Genomic DNA, 21928 nt, shown 5'->3' on the forward strand with positions numbered 1-21928 from the left:
CGGGCTTGTCCCGCGATGGGTTTCACCCGATGCGGTGCCAGACCCTCCGGTCCCGGGCCAGCAACTCATCCGCCGCCGTCGGGCCATTTTCGCCGGCGGCATAGGGCTGCACCTCGCCGCCCTCCTTCCAGGCATCGAGAAACGGCTGCACCGCGCGCCAGCCGTTCTCGATGTTGTCGGCACGCTGAAACAACGTCTGGTCGCCGGTCAGGCAGTCGTAGATCAGCGTCTCGTAGCCGGTCGACGGCTGCATCTTGAAAAAGTCCTTGTAGGCAAAGCCCAGCTCGACGTTCTCCATGGCCAGGGCCGGGCCCGGGCGCTTGGCCTGCAGGTCGAACCACATGCCTTCGTTGGGCTGGATCTGGATTTTCAGGTAGTTGGGCTTGAGCCGCTCGACCTCGGTGTCGCGAAACTGCGCGTAGGGCGCCGGCTTGAAGCAGATGGCAATCTCGGTGTCGCGCACGCTCATGCGCTTGCCGGTGCGCAGGTAGAATGGCACGCCGACCCAGCGCCAGTTGTCGATCATCACCTTGAGGGCGACGAAGGTTTCGGTGTTGCTGTCGGGCTCGACCCGCGGTTCTTCGCGGTAGCCAGGGACTTTCTTGCGCCCTTGCTTGCCGGCGGTGTACTGGCCGCGTACCGAGTTTTTCAGGGCCATGTGCTTCGACCAGGGCCGGATCGCCCCGATGACCTTGGCTTTCTCACTGCGCACCGCATCGGCGCCAAAGGCCGCTGGCGGCTCCATGGCGACCATGGCCAGCAGCTGGAACAGGTGATTGGGCACCATGTCACGCAAGGCGCCGGTGTTGTCGTAGAACCCGCCGCGGCTTTCAACGCCGACGGTTTCGGCGGCGGTGATCTGCACATGATCGATGTAGTGGTTGTTCCAGAAGGCTTCGAACAGGCCGTTGGAAAAGCGGCTGACGAGAATGTTCTGAACCGTTTCTTTGCCCAGGTAATGGTCGATACGGTAGATCTGCTTTTCGCTCATGACCTTGAGCAGGCAGGTATTGAGCGCCTCAGCGCTGGCCAGGTCCGAGCCGAAGGGTTTTTCCACCACCACCCGGCGAAAGCCGTCGGTTTCGTCGAGCAGGCCGGCGGCGCCCAGGCGCTGCACCACTTCGCTGAAAAAACGCGGCGAGGTAGCCAGGTAGAACACCGCGTTGGCGCTAGGGTTGCTGCGGATGCGCTCGGCGATGGCCTGGTAGGTCGCCTGGTCGAGAAAGTCGCCGGTCAGGTAGCCGATGCGCTTGGCCAGGCGCGCCCAGAGCTTGTCATCCAGGCACTTGCTGGCGCCTTGGCTAGCCTTGTCACGCTCGCGCATGAAGGCTTCCAGGCGTGCGGCAAACTCGCCGTCGGTGGCGGCGTTGTGGTCGACGCCGATGATCCGCAGGCCTTTGTCGAGCAAGCCATCGCGGCTCAGGTTGTACAGCGCCGGCATCAGCAGGCGTTTGACCAGGTCGCCATTGGCGCCAAACAGAAACAGGTTGCAAGGCGGGGCCGCTTCGATCTGTGTTTTGCTCATTCGGCGTTCTTCTCGACGTGACCACCAAAGCCGAAGCGCATCGCCGACAGCATGCGGTCAGCGTAGGTGCCCTGCTGCTGGCGCGAGCGGAAGCGGGCGAACAGTGCGCTGGACAACACCGGCACCGGCACTGCCTGCTCGACGGCCGCATCAATGGTCCAGCGTCCTTCGCCGCTGTCGGCGACCGAGCCGCTGTAGCCGCCCAGTTGCGGATCGGCCACCAGGGCATCGGCGGTGAGATCGAGCAGCCAGGAGGTGACCACGCTGCCACGGCGCCACACTTCGGCGATCTCGGCCAGGTTCAGGTCAAAGCGCTGCTCGGCCGGCAAGGCATCGCTGCCCTTGCTCTTGAGCAGGTCGAACCCTTCGGCATAGGCCTGCATCAGGCCGTACTCGATGCCGTTGTGGATCATCTTCACATAGTGCCCGGCGCCTGCCGGCCCGGCATGGATATAGCCCTGTTCGGCACGCCCGGCCGGGCCCTGGCGGCCCCGGGTACGGGGGATGTCACCGACCCCGGGAGCCAGGGTGGCAAACAATGGATCGAGACGCTCGACCACCGCCTTTTCGCCACCGATCATCATGCAGTAGCCGCGTTCCAGGCCCCAGACCCCGCCCGAGGTGCCGACATCGATATAGTGCAGGTTGCGCTGGCCCAGCTCGGCGGCGCGGCGCATGTCGTCCTTGTAGAAAGTGTTGCCGCCGTCGATGATCACGTCGTCGGCGTCGAGCAGATCGGCCAGTTGCGCAATGGTCTGCTCGGTCGCCGCACCGGCCGGCAGCATCACCCACACCGCCCGCGGCTTGTCCAGCTTGCCCACCAGCGCGCCAAGGTCATGGGCGCCGTTGGCGCCGTCCTTGACCAGGGCTTCCACCACCTGGCGATCACGGTCATGCACCACCATGCGATGCCCGCCACGCATCAAGCGCCGCGCAATATTGCCGCCCATGCGGCCCAGCCCCACGATTCCCAATTGCATGTGCGATGCTCCCCTGGAATGAAAAATGCCGGTTCAGGCCTTCAAGGTTAGTCCAGCCGTCGCCCACTTGGTTCAGCGACGAACGGCAAGACAACCAGAAACAAAAAAGTTCCAATGACCGCGAAAAGAATTCAGAATCGCCGCCGATCCAGCAGCTACGCTGTTAGAAAAACGACCCACCCTATGCGAGGTGTGCAATGGGAACCCTTCTGCCAAAAATGCCTGCCCAGACCCTCTACGTGACGGTTCGCCGCGACGAGCTGCGTCGCCTCAAGGAGGAGCGCGACCAGTTGCAACAACAAGTCGCCCAACTGAATCTGCTCCTGCAGCAAGCCCAGGACGGCCAGGTGCCAACCCGCGCCTGACGATTAGCGTGGCGTACAGAAAATGGCCAGCAGTGGCCGATCAGCCGCCATCACTCCTCGCTGCCGCCGCACGCTGAACCTGCGCCATGACCTGCGGTCCAGGGGCAGCAGGTTTTCCCCTCTGCAAAAATGACCAGCGGGTCACATTTTTCACGATATCTCTCCTACACTCGGTACTCGGCCAGACATCGCCCGGAAAACTCGACTGAAATTAGTCGAAACTTCTGGAATTGCGGTAGGTCAGGAACTAAGTAGGCCATCGATTCCGCTTCAACGGACGCGGCCCACCCACCCCATATTGTCACCACGCCGTCGGCAGGATGCCGGCTTGCGTAGCGCTTGTGCGCTTGGCTTCGGGGCATGGAACGCAAGGCAACATCACTTACAGAGAACAGTATCGGTAAAGAAACAACAACGGGCGCCCACGCCCGCACCACTTAGGGACGGAGAGACGTATGATCAGTGCCGCTGTCGAACCTCATGTAGAGCATTTCACCCCGGATACGCGTGAGCCGCTTGGAGCGGAGTTCACGCCGACAGCCAAGGCACTGGGTGCTGACCCCAGACATTCATCGCACAAACGCAAGGTGTTGTTCGTTACCTCGGAAATCGCCGACCTGGTCAAGACTGGCGGCCTGGGCGATGTCTCGGCGGCGCTGCCGCGGGCCATGCGCCATTTGCACGATGTGCGGGTGCTGATTCCCGGTTACCCGCAGGTGCTGGAGAGCGACAACCCGATCCACCTGGTGGGCGAGCTGGGCGGCCACGCGGCCTTGCCGCCGTGCAAGATCGGACGCATGGACCTGGCCGATGGCCTGGTCATCTATGTGTTGATCTGCCCCGAGCTGTACCAGCGCGAAGGCACCCCCTATGGTGCCAACAACGGTCGCGACTGGCCCGACAACCACATCCGCTTCGCCCGCCTGGGCCTGGCCGCCGCGGAAATCGCCGCCGGTGAAGGCATGGTCCACTGGAAGCCCGACCTGGTCCACGCCCACGACTGGCCGGCGGGCCTGGCCCCGGCCTATATGCACTGGCGCGGCCTGCAGACCCCGACCCTGTTCACCATTCACAACCTGGCCTACCAGGGCGTGGTCAGCCGCGCCTGCTGCCCGGAGCTGGCGATCCCCGATCATGCCCTGCAGCAGGAAGGCATGGAGTTCTATGGCAAGCTGTCGTTCCTCAAGGCCGGCCTCGCCTACTCCAGCCACATCACCACGGTCAGTGCCACCTACGCCCGGGAAATCACCACGCCGTCATTTGGCTGCGGGCTGGATGGCTTTCTTGCCAGCAAGGCCCAGCAAGGCCTGCTCAGCGGCATCCCCAACGGCATTGACGAAAGCTGGGACTCGGCCAGCGACCCGCACCTGGCCCACCCCTTCAGCCTCAACGACTGGCAAGGCAAGGCCGCCAACTCCCGGCAGGTCCGCGAACTGTTCGACCTCGAACCTTCGAGCGGGCCGCTGTTCGCCGTGGTTTCGCGCCTGGTGTATCAAAAGGGCCTGGACCTGACCCTGGGGGTGGCCAAATACATCGTGCGCCAAGGGGGCCAGATTGCGATCATCGGCCGTGGCGAACCGGAAGAAGAACAGGCCATGCGCGAACTTGCCCTGCGCCATCCCGGGCAGATTGGCGTGCGTATTGGCTTCAATGAAACCGATGCCCGACGCATGTTCGCCGGCAGCGACTTCCTCTTGATGCCATCACGCTACGAACCCTGCGGGCTGAGCCAGATGTACGCCCAGCGCTTCGGTTCACTGCCGGTGGCGCGTAACACCGGCGGCCTGGCCGACACCATCGAAAATGGCGTGACCGGCTTTCTGTTCGATGAGCCCACCGTCGACAGCTACCGCGAAGCCCTGGGCCGGGCGTTCTACGTGTACAGCAAAAAAAACCTGCTCAACGCCATGCGTTGCCTGGCCATGACCCAACCCTTCAACTGGTGCCAGGCTGTCGAGCCTTATGCCCGTCTCTACGAGGAACTGGTCGAAAACGCCCGTGCAACCCCACGCTGAACGCGAGGTGGCAGGTATGCCCTTTAGGTCACAGGAGCGCGCGACTCACGGGGCCGCGATGCTGGACAGCAACAGCGCCCGGTTTGCCCTCTGGGCTCCGGACGCGCAGCGGGTAGATGTCGAGTTCGCGTCGGGGCGGCGTGAAGTTTTGCCGGCACAGGCTGACGGTTGGTTCATCGGCCGGCTCGCGTGCAGCGCCGGTAGCCGTTATCGCTATCGCATCGACGGCAAGCTGAGCGTCGCCGACCCGGCGTCGCGCCACCAGCCCGAAGGCGTGCACGGCCCCAGCGCGCTGCTGGCCCCTGCCGCCTACCGCTGGCAGCACCCGGACTGGCACGGACGCCCCTGGCACGAAGCGATCATCTACGAGCTGCACGTCGGCCTGTGCGGCGGTTATGCCGGAGTGATCGAACGCTTGCCAGCCCTGGCCGAACTGGGTATCACCGCGATCGAGCTGATGCCGGTCGGGCAGTTTCCGGGCGAACGCAACTGGGGCTATGACGGCGTGCTGCCGTTTGCCCCGCAGCACAGTTATGGCACCCCGATGCAACTGCGCGAATTGATTGACCAGGCCCACGGCCATGGCCTGATGGTCGTGCTCGATGTGGTCTACAACCATTTCGGCCCGGACGGCAATTATCTCGGCCAGTATGCCAGCGGATTTTTCCGCGAAGATCGCAAGACCCCCTGGGGCGCGGCGATCGATTTTCGCCGCCGCCAGGTGCGCGACTTCTTTATCGAAAACGCCCTGATGTGGCTGCAGGATTACCGCATCGACGGCCTGCGCCTGGACGCCGTGCACGCCATCGATGAGCCGGATTTTCTCGCCGAGCTGGCACGCCGGGTGCGCAATGACATCGCTCCCGGGCGTCAGGTGTGGCTGAGCCTTGAGAACGAACATAACCAGTCACACCTGCTCGAACAGGGCTTCGATGCGCAGTGGAACGACGATGGCCATAACGCCCTGCACGTGCTACTGACCGGTGAGCAGGAGGCGTACTACGCCGATTACAGCGAATCGACCATCGACAAACTGGCACGCTGCCTGAGCCAGGGCTTCGTCTTCCAAGGCCAGCCCGACCGCAACGGCCGCCCCCGCGGCGAGCCCAGCGGCCATTTGCCGCCTACCGCCTTTGTACTGTTCCTGCAGAACCACGACCAGATCGGCAATCGCGCATTCGGCGAGCGCCTCAACCAGCTGTGCCCGCTACCCGCCTTGCGGGCCGCCACCACCCTGTTGCTGCTGGCACCGATGATCCCGCTGCTGTTCATGGGCGATGAATGGGGCTGCGAGCAACCTTTCGTCTTTTTTACCGATCATCACGACGAACTCGCCGATGCCGTGCGCGCAGGCCGGCGGGCCGAGTTCGCCAGTTTTGTCGCCTTTGCCGACGCCGCGACCCGGGCGCGGATTCCCGACCCCAACGCCGTCACCACCTTCAACGCCTCAAGGCCGCGCCCGCCCCAATCGCGCCAGCAACCCTGGCTACAGTTATACCGTGAACTGCTGGCCCTGCGCGCCCGGCGCATCGTCCCGCACCTGCCTGGTATCCGCGCCCTCGGTGCCCGGGTGCTGGGGCCGCAGGCCCTGAGTGTGCGCTGGCAGCTGAAAAGCGGCGGCGAGCTGCGTATCGACCTGAACCTTGGCCCGACCTCGCAACGTGCCGACCTGCCCGATAACGCTGCGCGACTGTTCACCTGCAGCGAGGCTTGCGTCGGCACTACGCACCTGCCGCCCTACACCACCCTGGTCAGCCTGATGCCGACCACCCCAGCGGAGCCTGCCCATGACTGACCCTCGCTTGCAGCAACTGGCCGAACTGGCGGGCCTGGCCGTGGACTGGATCGACGCCAACGGCCGCGCCCAGCGGGTCAGCGACCCGGCGCTGCAGCGGGTGCTGGCCGGGCTTGGCCATCCGGCCGATAGCGTCGAGGCGATCGAAGCCAGCATCCAGGCCCTGCTCAGTGCCCACGATGCCCGCCACCTGCCGCCGCTGTTGACCGTTGACCAACACCAGCCACTGGAGCTGGCAGGCTATTTCCCGGCGTCGATGCCGTGCCGGGTGCTGCTTGAGGATGGCAGCGAACAACAGCTGCAGTTGGATGACCAAGCCAGGCTTGCCGGTAGCTTGCCTATCGGCTATCACCAGGTGCAGATCGACCAGCAGCACTTCACCCTGGCCGTAGCGCCCGCACGCTGCTACAGCATTGCCGATGCCATCGGCACGCCAACACCGCGCTGCTGGGGGCTGAGCGCCCAGTTGTACAGCCTGCGTCGCCCCAACGACGGCGGCTATGGCGACTGCCTGGCCCTCGAAGCCCTGGTGCGCAGCGCCGCCGAACGTGGCGCCGATGCCCTGGCGATCAGCCCGCTGCACGCCATGTTCGCCAGCGACACCCAGCGCTACAGCCCTTACTCGCCGTCCAGCCGGCTGTTTCTCAACAGCCTGTATGCCAGCCCCGCGGCGCTGCTGGGGGACCGCGCGGTGCGCATGGCCATTGAGGCTTGTCAGTTGCACGACCCGCTTGAGCAGCTTGAACTATTGCCACTGATCGACTGGCCGCAGGCGGCGTCGTTTCGCCAGCGCCTGCTGCGCGCGCTGTATCGCGACTTCATCGCCGCTGAGCACCCGTTGTTCGCCGATTTCAGCAGCTATCGCCAGCACGCCGGGCCCGCACTGGAGCGCCACTGCCGCTTCGAGGTGCTGCTCGAGCATGCGCTCAAACGCGATATCGGCCAGGACTGGCGCGGCTGGCCCGCCGCCTGGCACGACCCGCATAGCCCGCAGGTGAGCGCCTTCGCCCGCCAGCACAGTGAGGAGGTGGAGTTTCACGCCTTCTGCCAATGGCTGATCGAACGCAGCCTGCAGCGCGCCCAGGATGCGGCGCGCAGCAACGGCATGAGCATCGGCCTGATCGCTGACCTTGCGGTGGGAGCCGACGGCGCCGGCAGCCAGGCCTGGAGCCGCCAGGACGAGCTGCTGGCGGGTCTGAATGTCGGCGCCCCGCCCGACATCCTCAATCGTACCGGGCAAAACTGGGGCATCTGCGCCTTCTCGCCCGAAGGCCTGCGGCGCAACGGCTACCGCGCCTTTATCGAAATGCTGCGAGCCAACTTCGCCCATGCCGGGGGCCTGCGCATCGATCATGTCATGGGCCTGCAACGCCTGTGGCTGATCCCGCAAGGCGCAAGCCCGGCCGAGGGTGCCTACCTGCACTACCCACTCGATGACCTGCTGCGCCTGCTCAGCCTTGAGTCAGTGCGACACCAGGCAATCGTGCTGGGCGAAGACCTCGGCACCGTCCCTGAAGGGCTGCGCGAGAAACTCGCCGCACGGGCGATCCTCGGCATGCGCGTGCTGCTGTTCGAACAGGACCCGCCCGGCCACTTCAAGCCCATCCTCGACTGGCCCGACAGCGCCCTGGCGACCACCAGCACCCATGACCTGCCGACGCTGGCCGGCTGGCTGGAGGCCCGCGATATTGACTGGAACCAGCGCCTGGCCCTGATCGACGGCATCACCGAACGCCACTGGCGCGAAACCCGCCAGCACGAGCGTCAGGGCCTGCGGCGGATCCTCGAACACAACTACGGCCAACCCCTGGCAGACAGCGACGCCCTGATCGATGCCAGCATCCGCTACCTCGGCCATACCCGCGCGCCGCTGGTGCTGGTCCCGCTGGAAGACCTGCTGGGCATCGATGAACAACCCAACCTGCCGGGCACCACCAACAGCCACCCGAACTGGCGCCGGCGCTTTGCCCTGCCGGCCACTGCCCTGCTCGACGACGAGGACGCGGCGCGGCGCCTGGAGTTGCTGGCGCAGGCTCGCGAACAAGCCTGGGAGCGTGACCGATGAAAGCCCTGAGCGCCACCCTGCGCCTGCAGTTTCATGCTGACTTCAGCCTCGACGACGCCGCCGCGCTGGTGCCCTACTTCGCCCGCTTAGGGGTCAGCCACCTGTATGCCTCGCCGTTGCTGCGCGCCCGCCCCGGCTCGCGCCATGGTTACGATGTGGTCGACCCCGGCCAGGTCAGCCCGCAGCTCGGCGGCGAAGCGGCGCTGGTGCGGCTGGTGGCGGCGCTGCGCTTGCACGGCATGGGCCTGATCCTCGACATGGTGTCCAACCACATGGCGGTCGGCAGCGACAATCCCTGGTGGCAGGACCTGCTGGCCTGGGGCCGGCGCAGCCGCTATGCCGAATTCTTCGACATCCAGTGGCACTCGCCCGACCCGCTGCTCGAAGGCCAGTTGTTGCTGCCGTTTCTGGCCAGTGACTACGGTGCGATGCTGCAAGGCGGTGAAATCCCTCTGCAGTTCGATGCCGCTACTGGGCAGTTTCATATCCAGCATCACCACCACCGCTTTCCGATCTGCCCGGCCGACTACGGGGTGATTCTCGCCAATGGTGGCGCCGCCCTGCAGGCGCTGGGCGCACGCTTGGAGAGCCTGCGCACGGCTGCCGATGCGCCGGCGCGCGCCCGGCCGCTGCTGGCCGAGCTGGCCGCGCTGTCCAGGCAGCAGCCCCTGGACAATCTGCTCAGTGCATTCGACAGCCGCACGCCAGAAGGCTTCCAGCGCCTGCACGCACTGCTCGAGCGCCAGCCCTATCGCCTGGCCAGCTGGCGCACCGCCGGCGACGACATCAACTGGCGGCGTTTCTTCGACGTCAACGAACTGGGCGGTTTGCGCGTGGAGCGCGCAGCGGTGTTCGAAGCGACCCACGGCAAGGTGTTCGAGCTGATCGGCCGCGGGCTGGTCGATGGGTTGCGCATCGACCACATCGACGGCCTGGCCGACCCGCGAGGCTACTGCCGCAAGCTGCGCCGCCGGGTCGACGGGCTGCTGGCCCAGCGCCCACTGGAGGCGGCACTGGAGCACTTTCCGATCTATGTCGAGAAAATCCTCGGCGCCGGCGAGCAATTGCACCGCGATTGGCACGTCGACGGCACCACCGGTTATGAGTTCATGAACCAGGTCTCGCTGCTGCAGCATGACCCGGACGGCGAAGGTGAACTGGCCGCGCTGTGGAGCGCACTCAGCGATCGCCCGGATTTTACCGAGGAAGTGCGCCTGGCCCGCCAGCAGATCCTCAATGGCAGCCTGGCCGGCGATTTCGAGTCGGTGGCCCAGGCATTGTTGCAGGTGGCCCGCGACGACCTGATGAGCCGCGACCTGACCTTCGGCGCCATCCGCCGCACCGTGCAGGCCCTGATCGAGCACTACCCGGTGTACCGCACCTACATCAATGCCTGCGGGCGCCCCAGCGAAGACGAAGCGTTTTTCCAGCAGGCCCTGCGTGGCGCTCGCCAGTGCCTGAGCGAAGCCGACTGGCCGGTGCTCGATTACCTGCAGCGCTGGCTCGGCGGCGAACCCTGGCGCCAGTTGCCGCCAGGCCGGCCACGCAAACACCGCCGTCATGCCTGCGTGCGCTTCCAGCAACTGACGTCACCCACCGCCGCCAAGGCCGTGGAAGACACCGCGTTTTACCGTTCGGCTCTGCTGCTGTCGCGCAACGATGTCGGCTTTGATGCCGAGCGCTTCAGCGCCCCGGTCGAGGACTTCCATCAGCACTGCAGCGAGCGCCTGGAGCAGTTCCCGGACAACCTGCTCACCACCGCCACCCATGACCATAAACGCGGCGAAGACACCCGCGCGCGCCTGGCGGTGCTGAGCGAGCGCAGCAGCTGGTTTGCCAGCCGGGTCGAACACTGGCGCGAACTTGCCAGCCCCTTGCGCTGCACCCTGGCCGACGGTGAGGCGCCTGGCGCCGGTGATGAACTGCTGTTGTATCAGACCCTGCTCGGCAGCTGGCCGCTGGAGCTCGACGAGAACGATCCGTTGGCCCTGGAAGCCTTTGCCGAGCGCCTGCGCCAATGGCAGCGCAAAGCCCTGCGCGAAGCCAAGCTGCGCAGCAGCTGGAGCGCACCGAACGAGGCCTACGAGCAGGCCTGCCTGGACTTTATCGATACCCTGCTGCTGGAGCGCGCCAGTCAGCAGTTGCGCCATTCCCTGGCCGAGGCGGCGCAAGCGATCGCCTGCCCGGGGGCCCTCAACAGTTTGGCCCAATGCCTGCTGCGCATGACTGCGCCAGGGGTGCCCGACCTGTACCAGGGCAACGAATTCTGGGACTTGAGCCTGGTCGACCCGGACAACCGCCGGCCGGTGGATTTTGCCCGCCGCCGCCAGGCGCTGGGGGACGGCACCACAACGTCGCAACTGCTGCAGGACTGGCGCAGCGGTCGGGTCAAACAGGCGCTGATCAACCAGGTGCTGGAGTGGCGTCAACAGTACCCCCAGTTGTTCCTGCGCGGTCGCTACCTGCCCGTTGAAGTGCGCGGCAGGCACGCCGAGCGGGTCCTGGCGTTTGCCCGGGTGAGTGCCGACGAGCACGCCATTGTTGTCGTGCCACGCCTGGCCTGGGGCTTGCTTGCACAGTCGCCAATACCCCTGATCCCGGCACAGAACTGGGACGATACCCGGCTGATCCTGCCGTTTGCCTTGTCGCCTGCCAATTGCTCGGGACTGTTTGCCACAGGCGCAGTCTCAGCCTCACAGGAGCTGTGGCTGAGTACTGCACTCAAGGAGTTTCCGGTCAATCTGTTCATTGAACATCATTAAGTCCTCAGGAGCGTCGAGATGAGTGTCGAAGAAAAACGTATCCGTGAATTCGCCTATCAGATCTGGGAATCGGAAGGCCGGCCCGAAGGCCAGGAGCAGCGCCATTGGGACATGGCGCGCAAGCTCGCCGAAGCCGAAGCGCTGGCGCCCAAGGTGACACCGCGCAAACCCGCCAAGGCGCCGCCGGCCAGCACCGGCAAGGCCAAGCCGGCCGGCGCTACGGCGGCGCCGAAGAAGCCCAGGGCTGCCAAGAAGCCGCCGCTGGCTTAAGCCGTTGAAAGCATCGCTGGCAAGCCAGCTCCCACAGGGGCTGCTTGCACCGAATCCTGTGGGAGCCGGCTTGCCGGCGATGGGCTGCAAAGCAGTCCCAGCCTCATCAAGGAGCACAAATGACCACCCGCAAAGCCAAGCCCGCCGCCGAAGTCCACCCCGAACCCTCGCGCATCCGTGAAGGCCTGCCCTTCCCCCTGGGCGCCACCTGGGATGGGCTGGGGGTCAACTTCGCGCTGTTCTCGGCCAATGCCACCAAGGTCGAGCTGTGCCTGTTCGATGCCAGCGGCGAGGTCGAGCTCGAGCGCATCGAGCTGCCGCAATACACCGATGAGATCTTCCACGGCTACCTGCCCGACGCCCACCCCGGGCAAATCTATGGCTACCGGGTGCACGGCCCCTACGCCCCGGAAAACGGCCACCGTTTCAACCCCAACAAACTGCTGATCGACCCCTATGCCAAGCAGTTGGTCGGCCGCCTGAAATGGTCCGAGGCACTGTTCGGCTACACCATCGGCCACCCTGATGGCGACCTCAGTTTCGATCAACGCGACAGCGCGCCGTTCGTGCCCAAGTGCAAGGTCATCGACCCGGCCTACACCTGGGGCCGCGACCAGCGCGTAGGCGTTCCCTGGGAGCGGACGATCCTCTACGAAGCCCACGTACGTGGCATCAGCATGCGCCACCCGGCAGTCCCCGAGGCCAACCGTGGCACCTTCGCCGGGCTGATGTGCGACGAACTGCTCGGCCATATCAAACAGCTGGGAGTGTCGTCGATCGAATTGCTGCCGATTCACGCCTTCGTCAACGACCAGCACCTGCTGCAAAAGGGCCTGAACAATTATTGGGGCTACAACAGCATTGCCTTCTTTGCCCCGCACCCGCGTTACCTGGCCAACGGCAAGATCGCCGAATTCAAGGAGATGGTCGCACACCTGCATGACGCCGGCCTGGAGGTGATCCTCGACGTGGTCTACAACCACACGGCCGAGGGCAATGAGCTGGGCCCGACCCTGTCGATGCGCGGCATCGACAATGCCTCCTACTACCGCCTGATGCCCGACGACAAGCGCTTCTACGTCAATGATTCCGGCACCGGCAACACCCTCGACCTCAGCCACCCCTGCGTGCTGCAGCTGGTGACCGATTCGCTGCGCTACTGGGCCGGGGAGATGCACGTGGACGGTTTTCGCTTTGACCTGGCGACCATCCTCGGCCGTTATCACCAGGGCTTTGACGAGCGCCACAGTTTTCTTGTCGCCTGCCGTCAGGACCCGTTGCTCAGCCAGGTGAAACTGATTGCCGAGCCCTGGGATTGCGGCCCCGGCGGTTACCAGGTGGGCAACTTCGCTCCCGGCTGGGCGGAATGGAATGACCGCTTTCGCGATACCGTGCGCGCCTTCTGGAAAGGCGACGAAGGCCAGCTGGCCGACTTTGCCGCGCGCATGACCGCCTCCGGCGAGCTGTTCAACCGCCGCGGGCGCAGGCCCTATGCTTCGATCAACTTCATCACCGCCCACGACGGTTTCACCCTGCGCGACCTGGTGTCGTACAACGACAAGCACAATGAGGACAACGACGAAGACAACCAGGATGGCAGCAACAACAACCTGTCCTGGAACCACGGTGTCGAGGGCCCCACCGACGACCCCGAAATCAAGGCCCTGCGCCTGCGCCAGATGCGCAACTTGTTCGCCACCCTGCTGTTGGCCCAGGGTACGCCGATGATCGTTGCCGGTGACGAATTCAGCCGCACCCAGCACGGCAACAACAACGCCTATTGCCAGGACAGTGAGATCGGCTGGGTCAACTGGGAGCTGGACGACGACGGCGCCGCGCTGCTCAAGTTCGTCAAGCGCCTGACCACGTTGCGCCTGGCTTACCCGGTGCTGCGCCGTTCGCGTTTTCTGGTCGGCGACTACAATGAGGCGATCGGGGTCAAGGATGTCACGTGGCTGGCGCCGGACGCCAGCGAGATGAGCGTCGAGCAATGGCAGGACGCCCACGGGCGCTGCCTGGGCATGCTCATGGATGGCCGCGCCCAGGTCAGTGGCATCCTGCGCCCGGGGGCCGACGCCACCTTGCTGCTGATCGTCAACGCTCATCACGACACGGTGGCCTTCACCCTGCCCGGCGTGCCGGAGGGCGAATACTGGAACTGCCTGGTCGACACCGACCGGCCGCACCTGCGCAAAGGCGAGCAGCATGCCTTTGCCAGCGAGTTTCAGGTCAGCGGTCGCTCGCTGGTGTTGCTCGAGCTGTACCGTGACGACGATGCGTGACTGCCGGGGAACTGCACGTACCCCGGCAAGTCCGATGCTATAGATGGGTCGAACAGGAGTCACCGTGAGCGCTGAATCGGACACCCGCCATACAGCTACCGCCCGCCAGGCTGCAGCGGTCAAGCGCCTGCAGGTGCTGACCGTCAACACCCACAAGGGTTTTACCGCCTTTAACCGCCGCTTCATCCTCCCCGAACTGCGCGAAGCGGTGCGCAGTACCCGCGCCGACATTGTGTTTCTTCAGGAAGTGCTCGGTTCCCACGACCGGCATGCCGCACGCTACGCCAGTTGGCCGCCGACTTCGCAGTACGAATTTCTGGCCGACAGTATGTGGAGCGATTTCGCCTACGGTCGCAACGCCGTGTACCCGGACGGCCATCACGGCAATGCGCTGTTGTCCAAGTACCCGATCATCGAGCACCGTAATCTCGACGTGTCGATTACCGGCCCCGAGCGCCGCGGTTTGCTCCATTGCGTGCTGGATGTACCCGGACAGCGCGAGGTGCATGCCATTTGCGTGCACCTGTCGTTGCTCGAAAGCCATCGGCAACAACAGCTGCAGTTGCTGCGCCGGCTGCTCGATTCGCTGCCGGCCGATGCCCCGGTGATCATCGCCGGCGACTTTAACGACTGGCAACTGCGTGGCAATCGCACCCTCAACCTGCACCGCGACCTGCACGAAGCCTTCGAGCGCCATCATGGCCTGCTCGCCCGCACGTACCCCGCGCGCCTGCCGCTGTTGCGCCTGGACCGCATCTACCTGCGCAACGCCAATAGCCATGCCCCGCAAATCCTCGGCAACAAGCCCTGGAGCCACCTCTCCGATCATCTGCCATTGGCGGTGGAAGTGCAGCTTTAGCAATCATTCGGCATAGCCGTGACGCTGGAAAGAGCAGTTGCGGCTATCGAATGTGAATTTTTGTTTTATTTCAATGTATTGCCACCACTAATAGTTTGATAACAGTTATTTCACGCTTTCTTGACGCCCGCCCGCTCCTCTCCTTAGCTAGAAGTAATGCAGCAATTGCAGATTCCATTCCGAGCCTCTAGCGCGCGCTTTTCAGCGCGCGGCAGGGACCGGTTTGCTGGTTTGGGTCGCCCTCTGGTTTTGCCTTACAGCCCGTGACATCAGGCCAGAACCCTGGCTATGAAAACAGAGGATATCCGCTATGAAAAAAACTCCGAATCCTACGGGCTTTGAGTATGTTTTCTATGCGGTTTCCACGTCGCTGCTACTGGCAACCCCGTTGGAAACCCATGCATTGGGCCTGGAGGATAACGAACCGTTCAGCAACCTGGTGCAGGCTCAGCCTGTACTCTCGCTCAACCCGGTCAGCACCAGCGGCCTGGGCCTGAGCACCCTCGGGGCGTTTTCCGAGCGCCTGGCCGAGCGCCACGCCCCGGCCGCGACCGACCCTATCGCCAGCCAGTGGGCGCAGTTTTTCCCGACCCCGGTCCGCACCCCGAGCCCGGAAGTCGACAACCTCGGCATATCGAACCAGAGCCTGCAGATCAGCCCGGACCTGTTCATTCGTGAAACCAGTGGCGGCAATACTCACCGTGCCGGTTTCTTTGTCGGCCACAGCAACCTGCAAAGCGGTTTTGACGGCCTGCGCAAACCCCAGGTCGGCAACAAGGAAAGCGTCCTCAACCTCGACGGACAAAGCCTGGGTGTGTACTGGAGCATGACCCACGATCAGGGCTGGCACCTGGATGCCGTGGCCATGGGCACGCGCTTCGATATCAATGGCCGCAGCGAAACCGGCCAGCGCCTGGATGGCAACGGCCATGCCCTGACCCTGTCGGTCGAAGGTGGCTACCCCATCAGCCTGGGTAACAACTGGACCCTCGAGCCGCAAGCACAGTTGATCAACCAGCAGTACTTTCCGGGCAGCCAGACCCAGACCGACACCCAGGAGGCGTTCGACCAGCAACCGAACTGGACCGGCCGGGTCGGTGCCAAGTTGTCTGCGCATTACAACGTACGCGGCATGCCGATCGAACCGTTCGTTCGCACCAACGTCTGGTATGACTTCTCCAACGCCGACACCCTGAGCCTGGACAAGGTCGACAAGATCAGCAGCGGGCGCAATTCCGCCACGGTCGAACTGGGCTTGGGCCTGGTGGCACGGGTAACGCCAAAGGTGGCGCTGTTTGTCAGTGCCGATTACAGCAGCAATGTCGATGACAATGACCTGAACGGGCTGATCGGCAACCTGGGGATCAGGGTACGGTGGTGATGCGAGCGCTTCGCGCTCGATCGCTGGCAAGGCCAGCTCCCACAGGTTCGCTGCATGCAGGCCCTTTGTGGGAGCCGGCCTTGCCGGCGATGGCAATCACTGCGGTCGCAGGATCAACACCCCCAACGGCGGCAGGTTCAACCCCAGCGACAACGGCTGGCCATGGCTGGGCAACGCCTGGCTGGCCACTTCACCAAGGTTGCCGTAGTTGGACCCGGCATAGCCCTCGGCATCGCTGTTGAACACCTCGGCCCAGCGCTCACCAAACGGCACACCGATGCGATAACCCTCGCGCGGCACCGGGGTGAAGTTGGCCACCACCAGCAGCGGCTCGCCGTCAGCGCTCCAGCGCAGCCAGGCATAGACGCTGTTGTGTGCATCATCGCCAATCAACCATTGAAAGCCCTGGGGCAGGCAGTCCTGCTCGTGCAAGGCACGCTCTTCGCGGTACAGGCGGTTGAGGTCGCTGACCAGGCGCTGCACGCCCAGGTGCTCGGGGTACTTGAGCAGATACCAGTCCAGCTCGCTGTCGTGGTTCCACTCGCGCCACTGGCCGAACTCGCAGCCCATGAACAGCAGCTTCTTGCCCGGATGGGTCCACATGAAGGTCAGGTAGGCGCGCAGGTTGGCGAACTTCTGCCAGCGATCGCCGGGCATCTTGTCGATCAGCGAGTGCTTGCCGTGCACCACTTCGTCATGGGAGATCGGCAGGATGAAATGCTCGGAATAGGCATAGATCAGGCCGAAGCTCATCTCGTTGTGGTGATAGGTGCGATGGATCGGGTCGTTCTGGATGTAGTGCAAGGTGTCGTGCATCCAGCCCATGTTCCACTTGTAGGCAAAGCCCAGGCCGCCCTGCTGGGTCGGCTGGCTGACGCCCGGCCAGGCCGTGGACTCTTCGGCGATCACCAGGGCACCGGGGGCTTCCAGCGCCACCACGTCGTTGAGGTGACGCAAAAAGTCGATGGCTTCGAGGTTCTCGCGCCCGCCATGGCGGTTGGGCACCCACTCCCCGGCCTTGCGTGAATAATCGCGGTAGAGCATCGAGGCGACAGCATCCACCCGCAGGCCATCGATATGAAAGTGCTTGAGCCAGTGCAGCGCCGAAGCCAGCATGAAGCCATGCACTTCGGTACGGCCGAGGTTGTAGATCAACGTATCCCAGTCCTGATGGAAGCCCTCCAGCGGGTTGTCGTACTCGTACAGCGCGGTGCCGTCGAAACGCACCAGGCCGTGGCTGTCGGTGGGGAAATGCGCCGGCACCCAATCAAGGATCACGCCGATGCGCGCCTGGTGGCAGGCGTCGATAAAGGCGGCAAAATCCTCGGCCGTGCCATAGCGCGCGGTGGGCGCGAACATCGACAGCGGTTGATAGCCCCAGGAGCCGCCAAAGGGGTGCTCCATGATCGGCATCAGCTCGATATGGGTAAAGCCCAGCTGCAGGATATAAGGCACCAGGCGCTCGGCCAGTTCGCGCCAGTTGTAAAAACGCGCCACTTCGCCGTTGTCGTCCAGCTCGCATTGCCAGGAGCCAGCGTGCAGCTCGTAGATCGACAGCGGCGCATGGGTGGCCTGGCGCTCGCCACGCTGCTGCATCCAGTCCTGGTCCTGCCAGTCGTGGGCCAGGGGACCTGCGACCCTCGAGGCGGTGCTTGGCGGCAGTTCCGTAGCGCGAGCCAGCGGGTCGGCCTTGAGCGGCAGGATGCCTTCGCGCCCGAGCACTTCATACTTGTAAGCTTCGCCGGCCTGCAGGCGCGGCACGAACAGCTCCCAGACCCCGGACGGGTGGCGCAGGCGCATGGGGTGTCGGCGCCCGTCCCAATTGTTGAAATCACCCACCACCGACACCCGCCGGGCATTCGGTGCCCACACTGAAAAGCGCACGCCGTCGACGCCTTCGACCTTCACCGGTTGCGCGCCCATGGCCCCGGACAGGTCGCGATGATTGCCCTCGGCGAACAGATAAAGGTCCATGTCGCCGAGCACCGGCCCGAAGCTGTAAGGGTCTTCGGTGACCTGCTCACCGCCGGCCCAGTTGATCTGCAACAGGTACGGCTGTTGCTCCGCCAGACGGGTGATGAACAACCCCGGTACCGGGCCCTGCTCCAGCACGGCCAGGACACGACTGTCGTCGCGCGCCAACACCCGCACGTTCAGGGCATTGGGCAAATAGGCGCGGACAAACTGGCCTCCGGCACCATCCGGGTGCGGACCGAGCACCGCGAACGGGTCGGCGTGTTCGGCGTTTACCAGGGCGTCGATATCACGCTGCCCCAGCCCGCCTTCCTCGCGCTTGCGTTGAGTCATTTACTGCTCTCCCCAGGTACTGATCAGACCATGCAGGCCATGCAAAGGCACAGCCAGCCAATGCGGACGGTTCTCGGCTTCGTAGAGGATTTCATAGGCGGCCTTCTCGAGCGTGAACAACGCCAGCGCCGCCTGCTCGCCGTCGCCGTGCTCCCAGGCATGGGGCATGGCCGCGCTGGCCAGGCCATAGGCTTCGATGAAGGCATGCCGGGCCTGGTGCAGGTAACGGCGGGCAACGCGTTGACGGGCCTGACGGGCAGCCTCGGAAAGGTCGACAGCAGAAGCACTGCGCAGCACCATCGCTGCAGCATAGTCGAAGGAGCGCAGTACGCCGCTGACATCCTTGTACGGGCTGTGTTTGGCCCGCCGCTGTTGCAGCGGCCGCGCCGGCTCACCCTCGAAATCGATCAGGTAGGCGTCGCCCTGGACCACCAACACCTGGCCCAGGTGCAGGTCGCCGTGCACACGCATCAGCAGCCCGCCCAGCGCCTGCTTGCTCAGTTCGCCAATGTGCTCGAGCAGGCGCTTGCGCTGCTGTTGCAGGTCGTCGACCAGGGCCTGGCTGTCGCTGTCGAGGCTGGCGCGGTGTTCCTGCAGCAAGTCCAGGGCGCGGCTCAGCTGGGCGCTGATGTGCTTGTTCCAGGCCTGGCTGTCGCGCCGGTTGCTGGCCCGCGGCTGGAACGCAGGATCTGCGCTGGGCGCGGCCAGCAGCAGGTGCATCTCACCCAGGCGCTGCCCCAGCAAGGCGGCGAAATCGGCCAGGTCCTGCAGGGCATCGGTGTGCACGTCCTGGTCCTTGCTCGAAGGCTCCATCTCGTCACGAATGGCCCGTTCCAGGTTGTTCTGGGTCCAGTCCCAGGCGTCGCCCTGGTTACTCAGGTAGCCCTGGGCGATCATCAGCAGGTGCGGCTGCGCCTGATCATCCACGCGGCTCACCCACGCCAGCAGCGGCGAAATGTTGGCAAAGCCGGCAGCGCTCAGGTAGGCGCTCATTTCCAGCTCCGGGTGCACCCCGGGGTTGACCCGGCGGATCAGCTTGAGCACCAGGCTGCCACCGACCACCACCGAGCTGTTGGACTGCTCGGCGCTCAGGTAGCGCACTTGAGCGTCCTCCCCCAGGTTCAAGGCCGCCAGTTGCCCGCTGGCCTCGAAACGCAGCTCACCTTCGCCGCACGGCAAGCGCAGGCCATCCTTGCAGCCGGCAAGCACCGCGCGCACGAAACTTTCCAGGACAAAACCGTCGGTAATCAAGCCCACCTGGCGACCGCGGCGAACCCGCGCCAAGGCCAGCTGCTGCGGCGCCGGGCTGTTGAGGTGCTCTTCGGCGATCAGGCCGAACGGCAGTTGATAGCGACTGCTCCGACCGCCGCCCTGCACCACGATCTCGCTGAGCAACACCGGGCTGGTGGGCGCGCCGAAGCGCACGCCATAGGCGATCTGCACGTGCTCGATCACGGTTTCCTTGCCGGCAAACCAACGGCGCTTGGGCAGGTACTGCGGCAACACACTGTCTTGCAGGGTGGCCCGTGACGGCGCCTCCAGCAGTTCCTCCATACGCTTTTTCAACACCAGCGTAGTGAACTCCGGCAGGCTCTGGGCCGGCTCGACGTGCCAACTGGGCATCTGATCCTTGTCAGCCAGCAGGAACCAGTAAAAGCCATAGGGCGGCAAGGTCAGCAGGAACGGCAACTGGCCGATCGGCGGAAAGGCACTGCCGCCGAGCATCTCCACCGGCACCTTGTCGGCATACTGCTGAAGTTCGAGCTCTGCCGCTTGTGCGGCGCGCGAGACGTTGGCCACGCAGAGGATGATCTCGGTCTTGCCATCGGTGCCGGTGTACTCGCGCAGATAGGCCAGGATCCGCCGGTTGCTCGGCGACAGCATTTTCAGCGTGCCGCGGCCAAAGGCCTTCTGCTGCTTGCGCACCGCCAGCAAGCGCCGGTTCCAGTTCAGCAGCGAGTGCGGATCATGGGCCTGGGCTTCGACGTTGACCGACTGGAAGCCGTACAGCGGGTCCATGATCGGCGGCAGCACCAGGCGCGCCGGGTCCGCGCGGGAAAAACCGCCATTGCGGTCGATCGACCACTGCATGGGTGTGCGCACACCGTCGCGGTCCCCCAGGTAGATGTTGTCACCCATGCCGATCTCGTCGCCGTAATACAGGGTCGGGGTGCCGGGCATCGACAGCAGCAGGCTGCACAACAGCTCGACCCGGCGCCGGTCGCGTTGCAGCAGCGGCGCCAGGCGGCGGCGAATACCGAGGTTGATCCGCGCCCGGCGGTCCTCGGCGTAGTAGTTCCACAGGTAGTCGCGCTCACGGTCGGTGACCATTTCCAGGGTCAGCTCATCGTGGTTGCGCAAGAAGATCGCCCACTGGCAGTTGCTCGGAATCTCCGGGGTCTGGCGCAGGATATCGGTAATTGGAAAGCGGTCTTCCTGGGCCACGGCCATGTACATGCGCGGCATCAACGGGAAGTGAAAGGCCATATGGCACTCATCGCCCTGCCCTTCGCCAAAGTACAGCTGGGTGTCTTCCGGCCATTGATTGGCCTCGGCCAGGAGCATGCGGTCGGGGTAGTTGGCGTCGATTTCGGCGCGGATCTTTTTCAGCACCTGGTGGGTTTCGGGCAGGTTCTCGTTGTTGCTGCCGTCACGCTCGATCAGGTAAGGGATGGCGTCCAGGCGCAGGCCGTCGACGCCCAGGTCGAGCCAGTAGCGCATCACCCCAAGCACCGCCTTGAGCACCTGCGGGTTGTCGAAGTTGAGGTCCGGCTGGTGCGAGTAGAAGCGGTGCCAGAAGTACTGGCCGGCCACCGGGTCCCAGGTCCAGTTGGATTTCTCGCTGTCGAGGAAGATGATCCGCGTGCCGTCGTACTTCTGGTCGCTGTCGGACCACACATAAAAGTCCCGGGCCTTGCTCCCGGGCTTGGCGTGGCGGGCCTTCTGGAACCACGGGTGCTGGTCGGAGGTATGGTTGATGACAAGCTCGGTGATCACCCGCAAGCCGCGCTTGTGCGCCTGGGCGATGAAGCGCTTGACGTCGGCCAGGGTGCCGTAGTCGGGGTGCACCGCCTTGTACTCGGCGATGTCGTAGCCATCGTCACGGCGTGGCGAGGGGTAGAACGGCAGCAGCCACAGGGTGTTGACCCCAAGCTCGGCGATGTAGTCGAGTTTGGCGATCAGGCCGGGGAAGTCACCGATGCCGTCGTTGTTGGAGTCGAAGAAGGACTTGACGTGTACCTGGTAGATGATCGCGTCCTTGTACCACAGCGGATCATCGATAAAGGCGGCTGGGCGGATGCGCTTGGCCATGCTCGACTCC

At 64.6% G+C, this 21928-nt stretch carries 13 protein-coding genes; 9 read left to right on the plus strand and 4 right to left on the minus strand.

Annotated elements, in window-relative coordinates; genetic code table 11:
- Window positions 1-22: 22 nt before the first annotated feature.
- The gene (gene zwf, locus KHO53_RS25410) at window positions 23-1525 is read right to left on the minus strand and encodes a glucose-6-phosphate dehydrogenase (protein ID WP_213571218.1); all 1503 of its coding nucleotides are present in this window, start codon (window positions 1523-1525) and stop codon (window positions 23-25) included.
- Window positions 1522-2532 carry a phosphogluconate dehydrogenase (NAD(+)-dependent, decarboxylating) gene (gene gnd, locus KHO53_RS25415; protein WP_349628602.1) on the minus strand — a complete coding sequence of 337 codons (1011 nt, stop codon included), beginning with the start codon at window positions 2530-2532 and terminating at the stop codon, window positions 1522-1524. The genes zwf and gnd overlap by 4 nt, the downstream gene beginning before the upstream one ends.
- A gap of 170 nt (window positions 2533-2702) precedes the next feature.
- Between gnd and KHO53_RS25420 the strand changes: the two genes are divergently transcribed.
- The 9 genes from KHO53_RS25420 to KHO53_RS25460 all read left to right on the plus strand — a co-directional run bounded on the left by KHO53_RS25420 (window position 2703) and on the right by KHO53_RS25460 (window position 16299).
- Complete coding sequence (locus KHO53_RS25420; RefSeq protein WP_010223732.1) at window positions 2703-2870, plus strand: DUF6026 family protein; 168 nt, start codon at window positions 2703-2705, stop codon at window positions 2868-2870.
- A gap of 455 nt (window positions 2871-3325) precedes the next feature.
- The gene (gene glgA / locus KHO53_RS25425; protein WP_213571222.1) at window positions 3326-4885 is read left to right on the plus strand and encodes a glycogen synthase GlgA; all 1560 of its coding nucleotides are present in this window, start codon (window positions 3326-3328) and stop codon (window positions 4883-4885) included.
- 16 nt (window positions 4886-4901) lie between these two features.
- The gene (gene treZ, locus KHO53_RS25430) at window positions 4902-6680 is read left to right on the plus strand and encodes a malto-oligosyltrehalose trehalohydrolase (protein WP_249684658.1); all 1779 of its coding nucleotides are present in this window, start codon (window positions 4902-4904) and stop codon (window positions 6678-6680) included.
- Window positions 6673-8745, plus strand: a complete 2073-nt coding sequence (malQ, locus tag KHO53_RS25435) for a 4-alpha-glucanotransferase (protein ID WP_213571224.1) — start codon at window positions 6673-6675, stop codon at window positions 8743-8745. The genes treZ and malQ overlap by 8 nt, the downstream gene beginning before the upstream one ends.
- Window positions 8742-11507, plus strand: coding sequence for a malto-oligosyltrehalose synthase (locus tag KHO53_RS25440; protein WP_213571226.1), 2766 nt, complete (start codon window positions 8742-8744; stop codon window positions 11505-11507). Before malQ ends, KHO53_RS25440 begins: the two co-directional genes overlap by 4 nt.
- An 18-nt stretch (window positions 11508-11525) precedes the next feature.
- Window positions 11526-11777, plus strand: a complete 252-nt coding sequence (locus KHO53_RS25445) for a DUF2934 domain-containing protein (protein WP_010223739.1) — start codon at window positions 11526-11528, stop codon at window positions 11775-11777.
- 119 nt (window positions 11778-11896) lie between these two features.
- A complete protein-coding gene (glgX, locus tag KHO53_RS25450) occupies window positions 11897-14059 on the plus strand; it encodes a glycogen debranching protein GlgX (RefSeq protein WP_010223741.1) in 2163 nt (720 codons plus the stop codon).
- A gap of 43 nt (window positions 14060-14102) precedes the next feature.
- A complete protein-coding gene (locus KHO53_RS25455) occupies window positions 14103-14918 on the plus strand; it encodes an endonuclease/exonuclease/phosphatase family protein (protein WP_249684659.1) in 816 nt (271 codons plus the stop codon).
- Window positions 14919-15228: 310 nt separating this feature from the next.
- Window positions 15229-16299, plus strand: a complete 1071-nt coding sequence (locus KHO53_RS25460; RefSeq protein ID WP_159388796.1) for an autotransporter domain-containing protein — start codon at window positions 15229-15231, stop codon at window positions 16297-16299.
- Window positions 16300-16395: 96 nt separating this feature from the next.
- On the opposite strand, the gene glgB is transcribed toward KHO53_RS25460, so the two are convergent.
- Window positions 16396-18606, minus strand: a complete 2211-nt coding sequence (gene glgB / locus KHO53_RS25465; RefSeq protein ID WP_100783336.1) for a 1,4-alpha-glucan branching protein GlgB — start codon at window positions 18604-18606, stop codon at window positions 16396-16398.
- Window positions 18607-21918: a maltose alpha-D-glucosyltransferase gene (treS, locus tag KHO53_RS25470; RefSeq protein WP_213571228.1), complete on the minus strand. Its 3312-nt coding sequence runs from the start codon at window positions 21916-21918 to the stop codon at window positions 18607-18609.
- Window positions 21919-21928: the final 10 nt, after the last annotated feature.

Source organism: Pseudomonas sp. RC2C2, from assembly GCF_018390435.1.
Lineage (GTDB): Bacteria > Pseudomonadota > Gammaproteobacteria > Pseudomonadales > Pseudomonadaceae > Aquipseudomonas > Aquipseudomonas donghuensis.

Coding starts and splice junctions, on each gene's coding strand:
- KHO53_RS25445 (WP_010223739.1), top strand. CDS start 11,526: ATGAGTGTCGAAGAAAAACGTATCCGTGAATTCGCCTATCAGATCTGG.
- treZ (WP_249684658.1), top strand. CDS start 4,902: ATGCCCTTTAGGTCACAGGAGCGCGCGACTCACGGGGCCGCGATGCTG.
- glgX (WP_010223741.1), top strand. CDS start 11,897: ATGACCACCCGCAAAGCCAAGCCCGCCGCCGAAGTCCACCCCGAACCC.
- KHO53_RS25455 (WP_249684659.1), top strand. CDS start 14,103: ATGGGTCGAACAGGAGTCACCGTGAGCGCTGAATCGGACACCCGCCAT.
- glgB (WP_100783336.1), bottom strand. CDS start 18,606: ATGACTCAACGCAAGCGCGAGGAAGGCGGGCTGGGGCAGCGTGATATC.
- KHO53_RS25460 (WP_159388796.1), top strand. CDS start 15,229: ATGAAAAAAACTCCGAATCCTACGGGCTTTGAGTATGTTTTCTATGCG.
- zwf (WP_213571218.1), bottom strand. CDS start 1,525: ATGAGCAAAACACAGATCGAAGCGGCCCCGCCTTGCAACCTGTTTCTG.
- treS (WP_213571228.1), bottom strand. CDS start 21,918: ATGGCCAAGCGCATCCGCCCAGCCGCCTTTATCGATGATCCGCTGTGG.
- KHO53_RS25440 (WP_213571226.1), top strand. CDS start 8,742: ATGAAAGCCCTGAGCGCCACCCTGCGCCTGCAGTTTCATGCTGACTTC.
- KHO53_RS25420 (WP_010223732.1), top strand. CDS start 2,703: ATGGGAACCCTTCTGCCAAAAATGCCTGCCCAGACCCTCTACGTGACG.
- malQ (WP_213571224.1), top strand. CDS start 6,673: ATGACTGACCCTCGCTTGCAGCAACTGGCCGAACTGGCGGGCCTGGCC.
- glgA (WP_213571222.1), top strand. CDS start 3,326: ATGATCAGTGCCGCTGTCGAACCTCATGTAGAGCATTTCACCCCGGAT.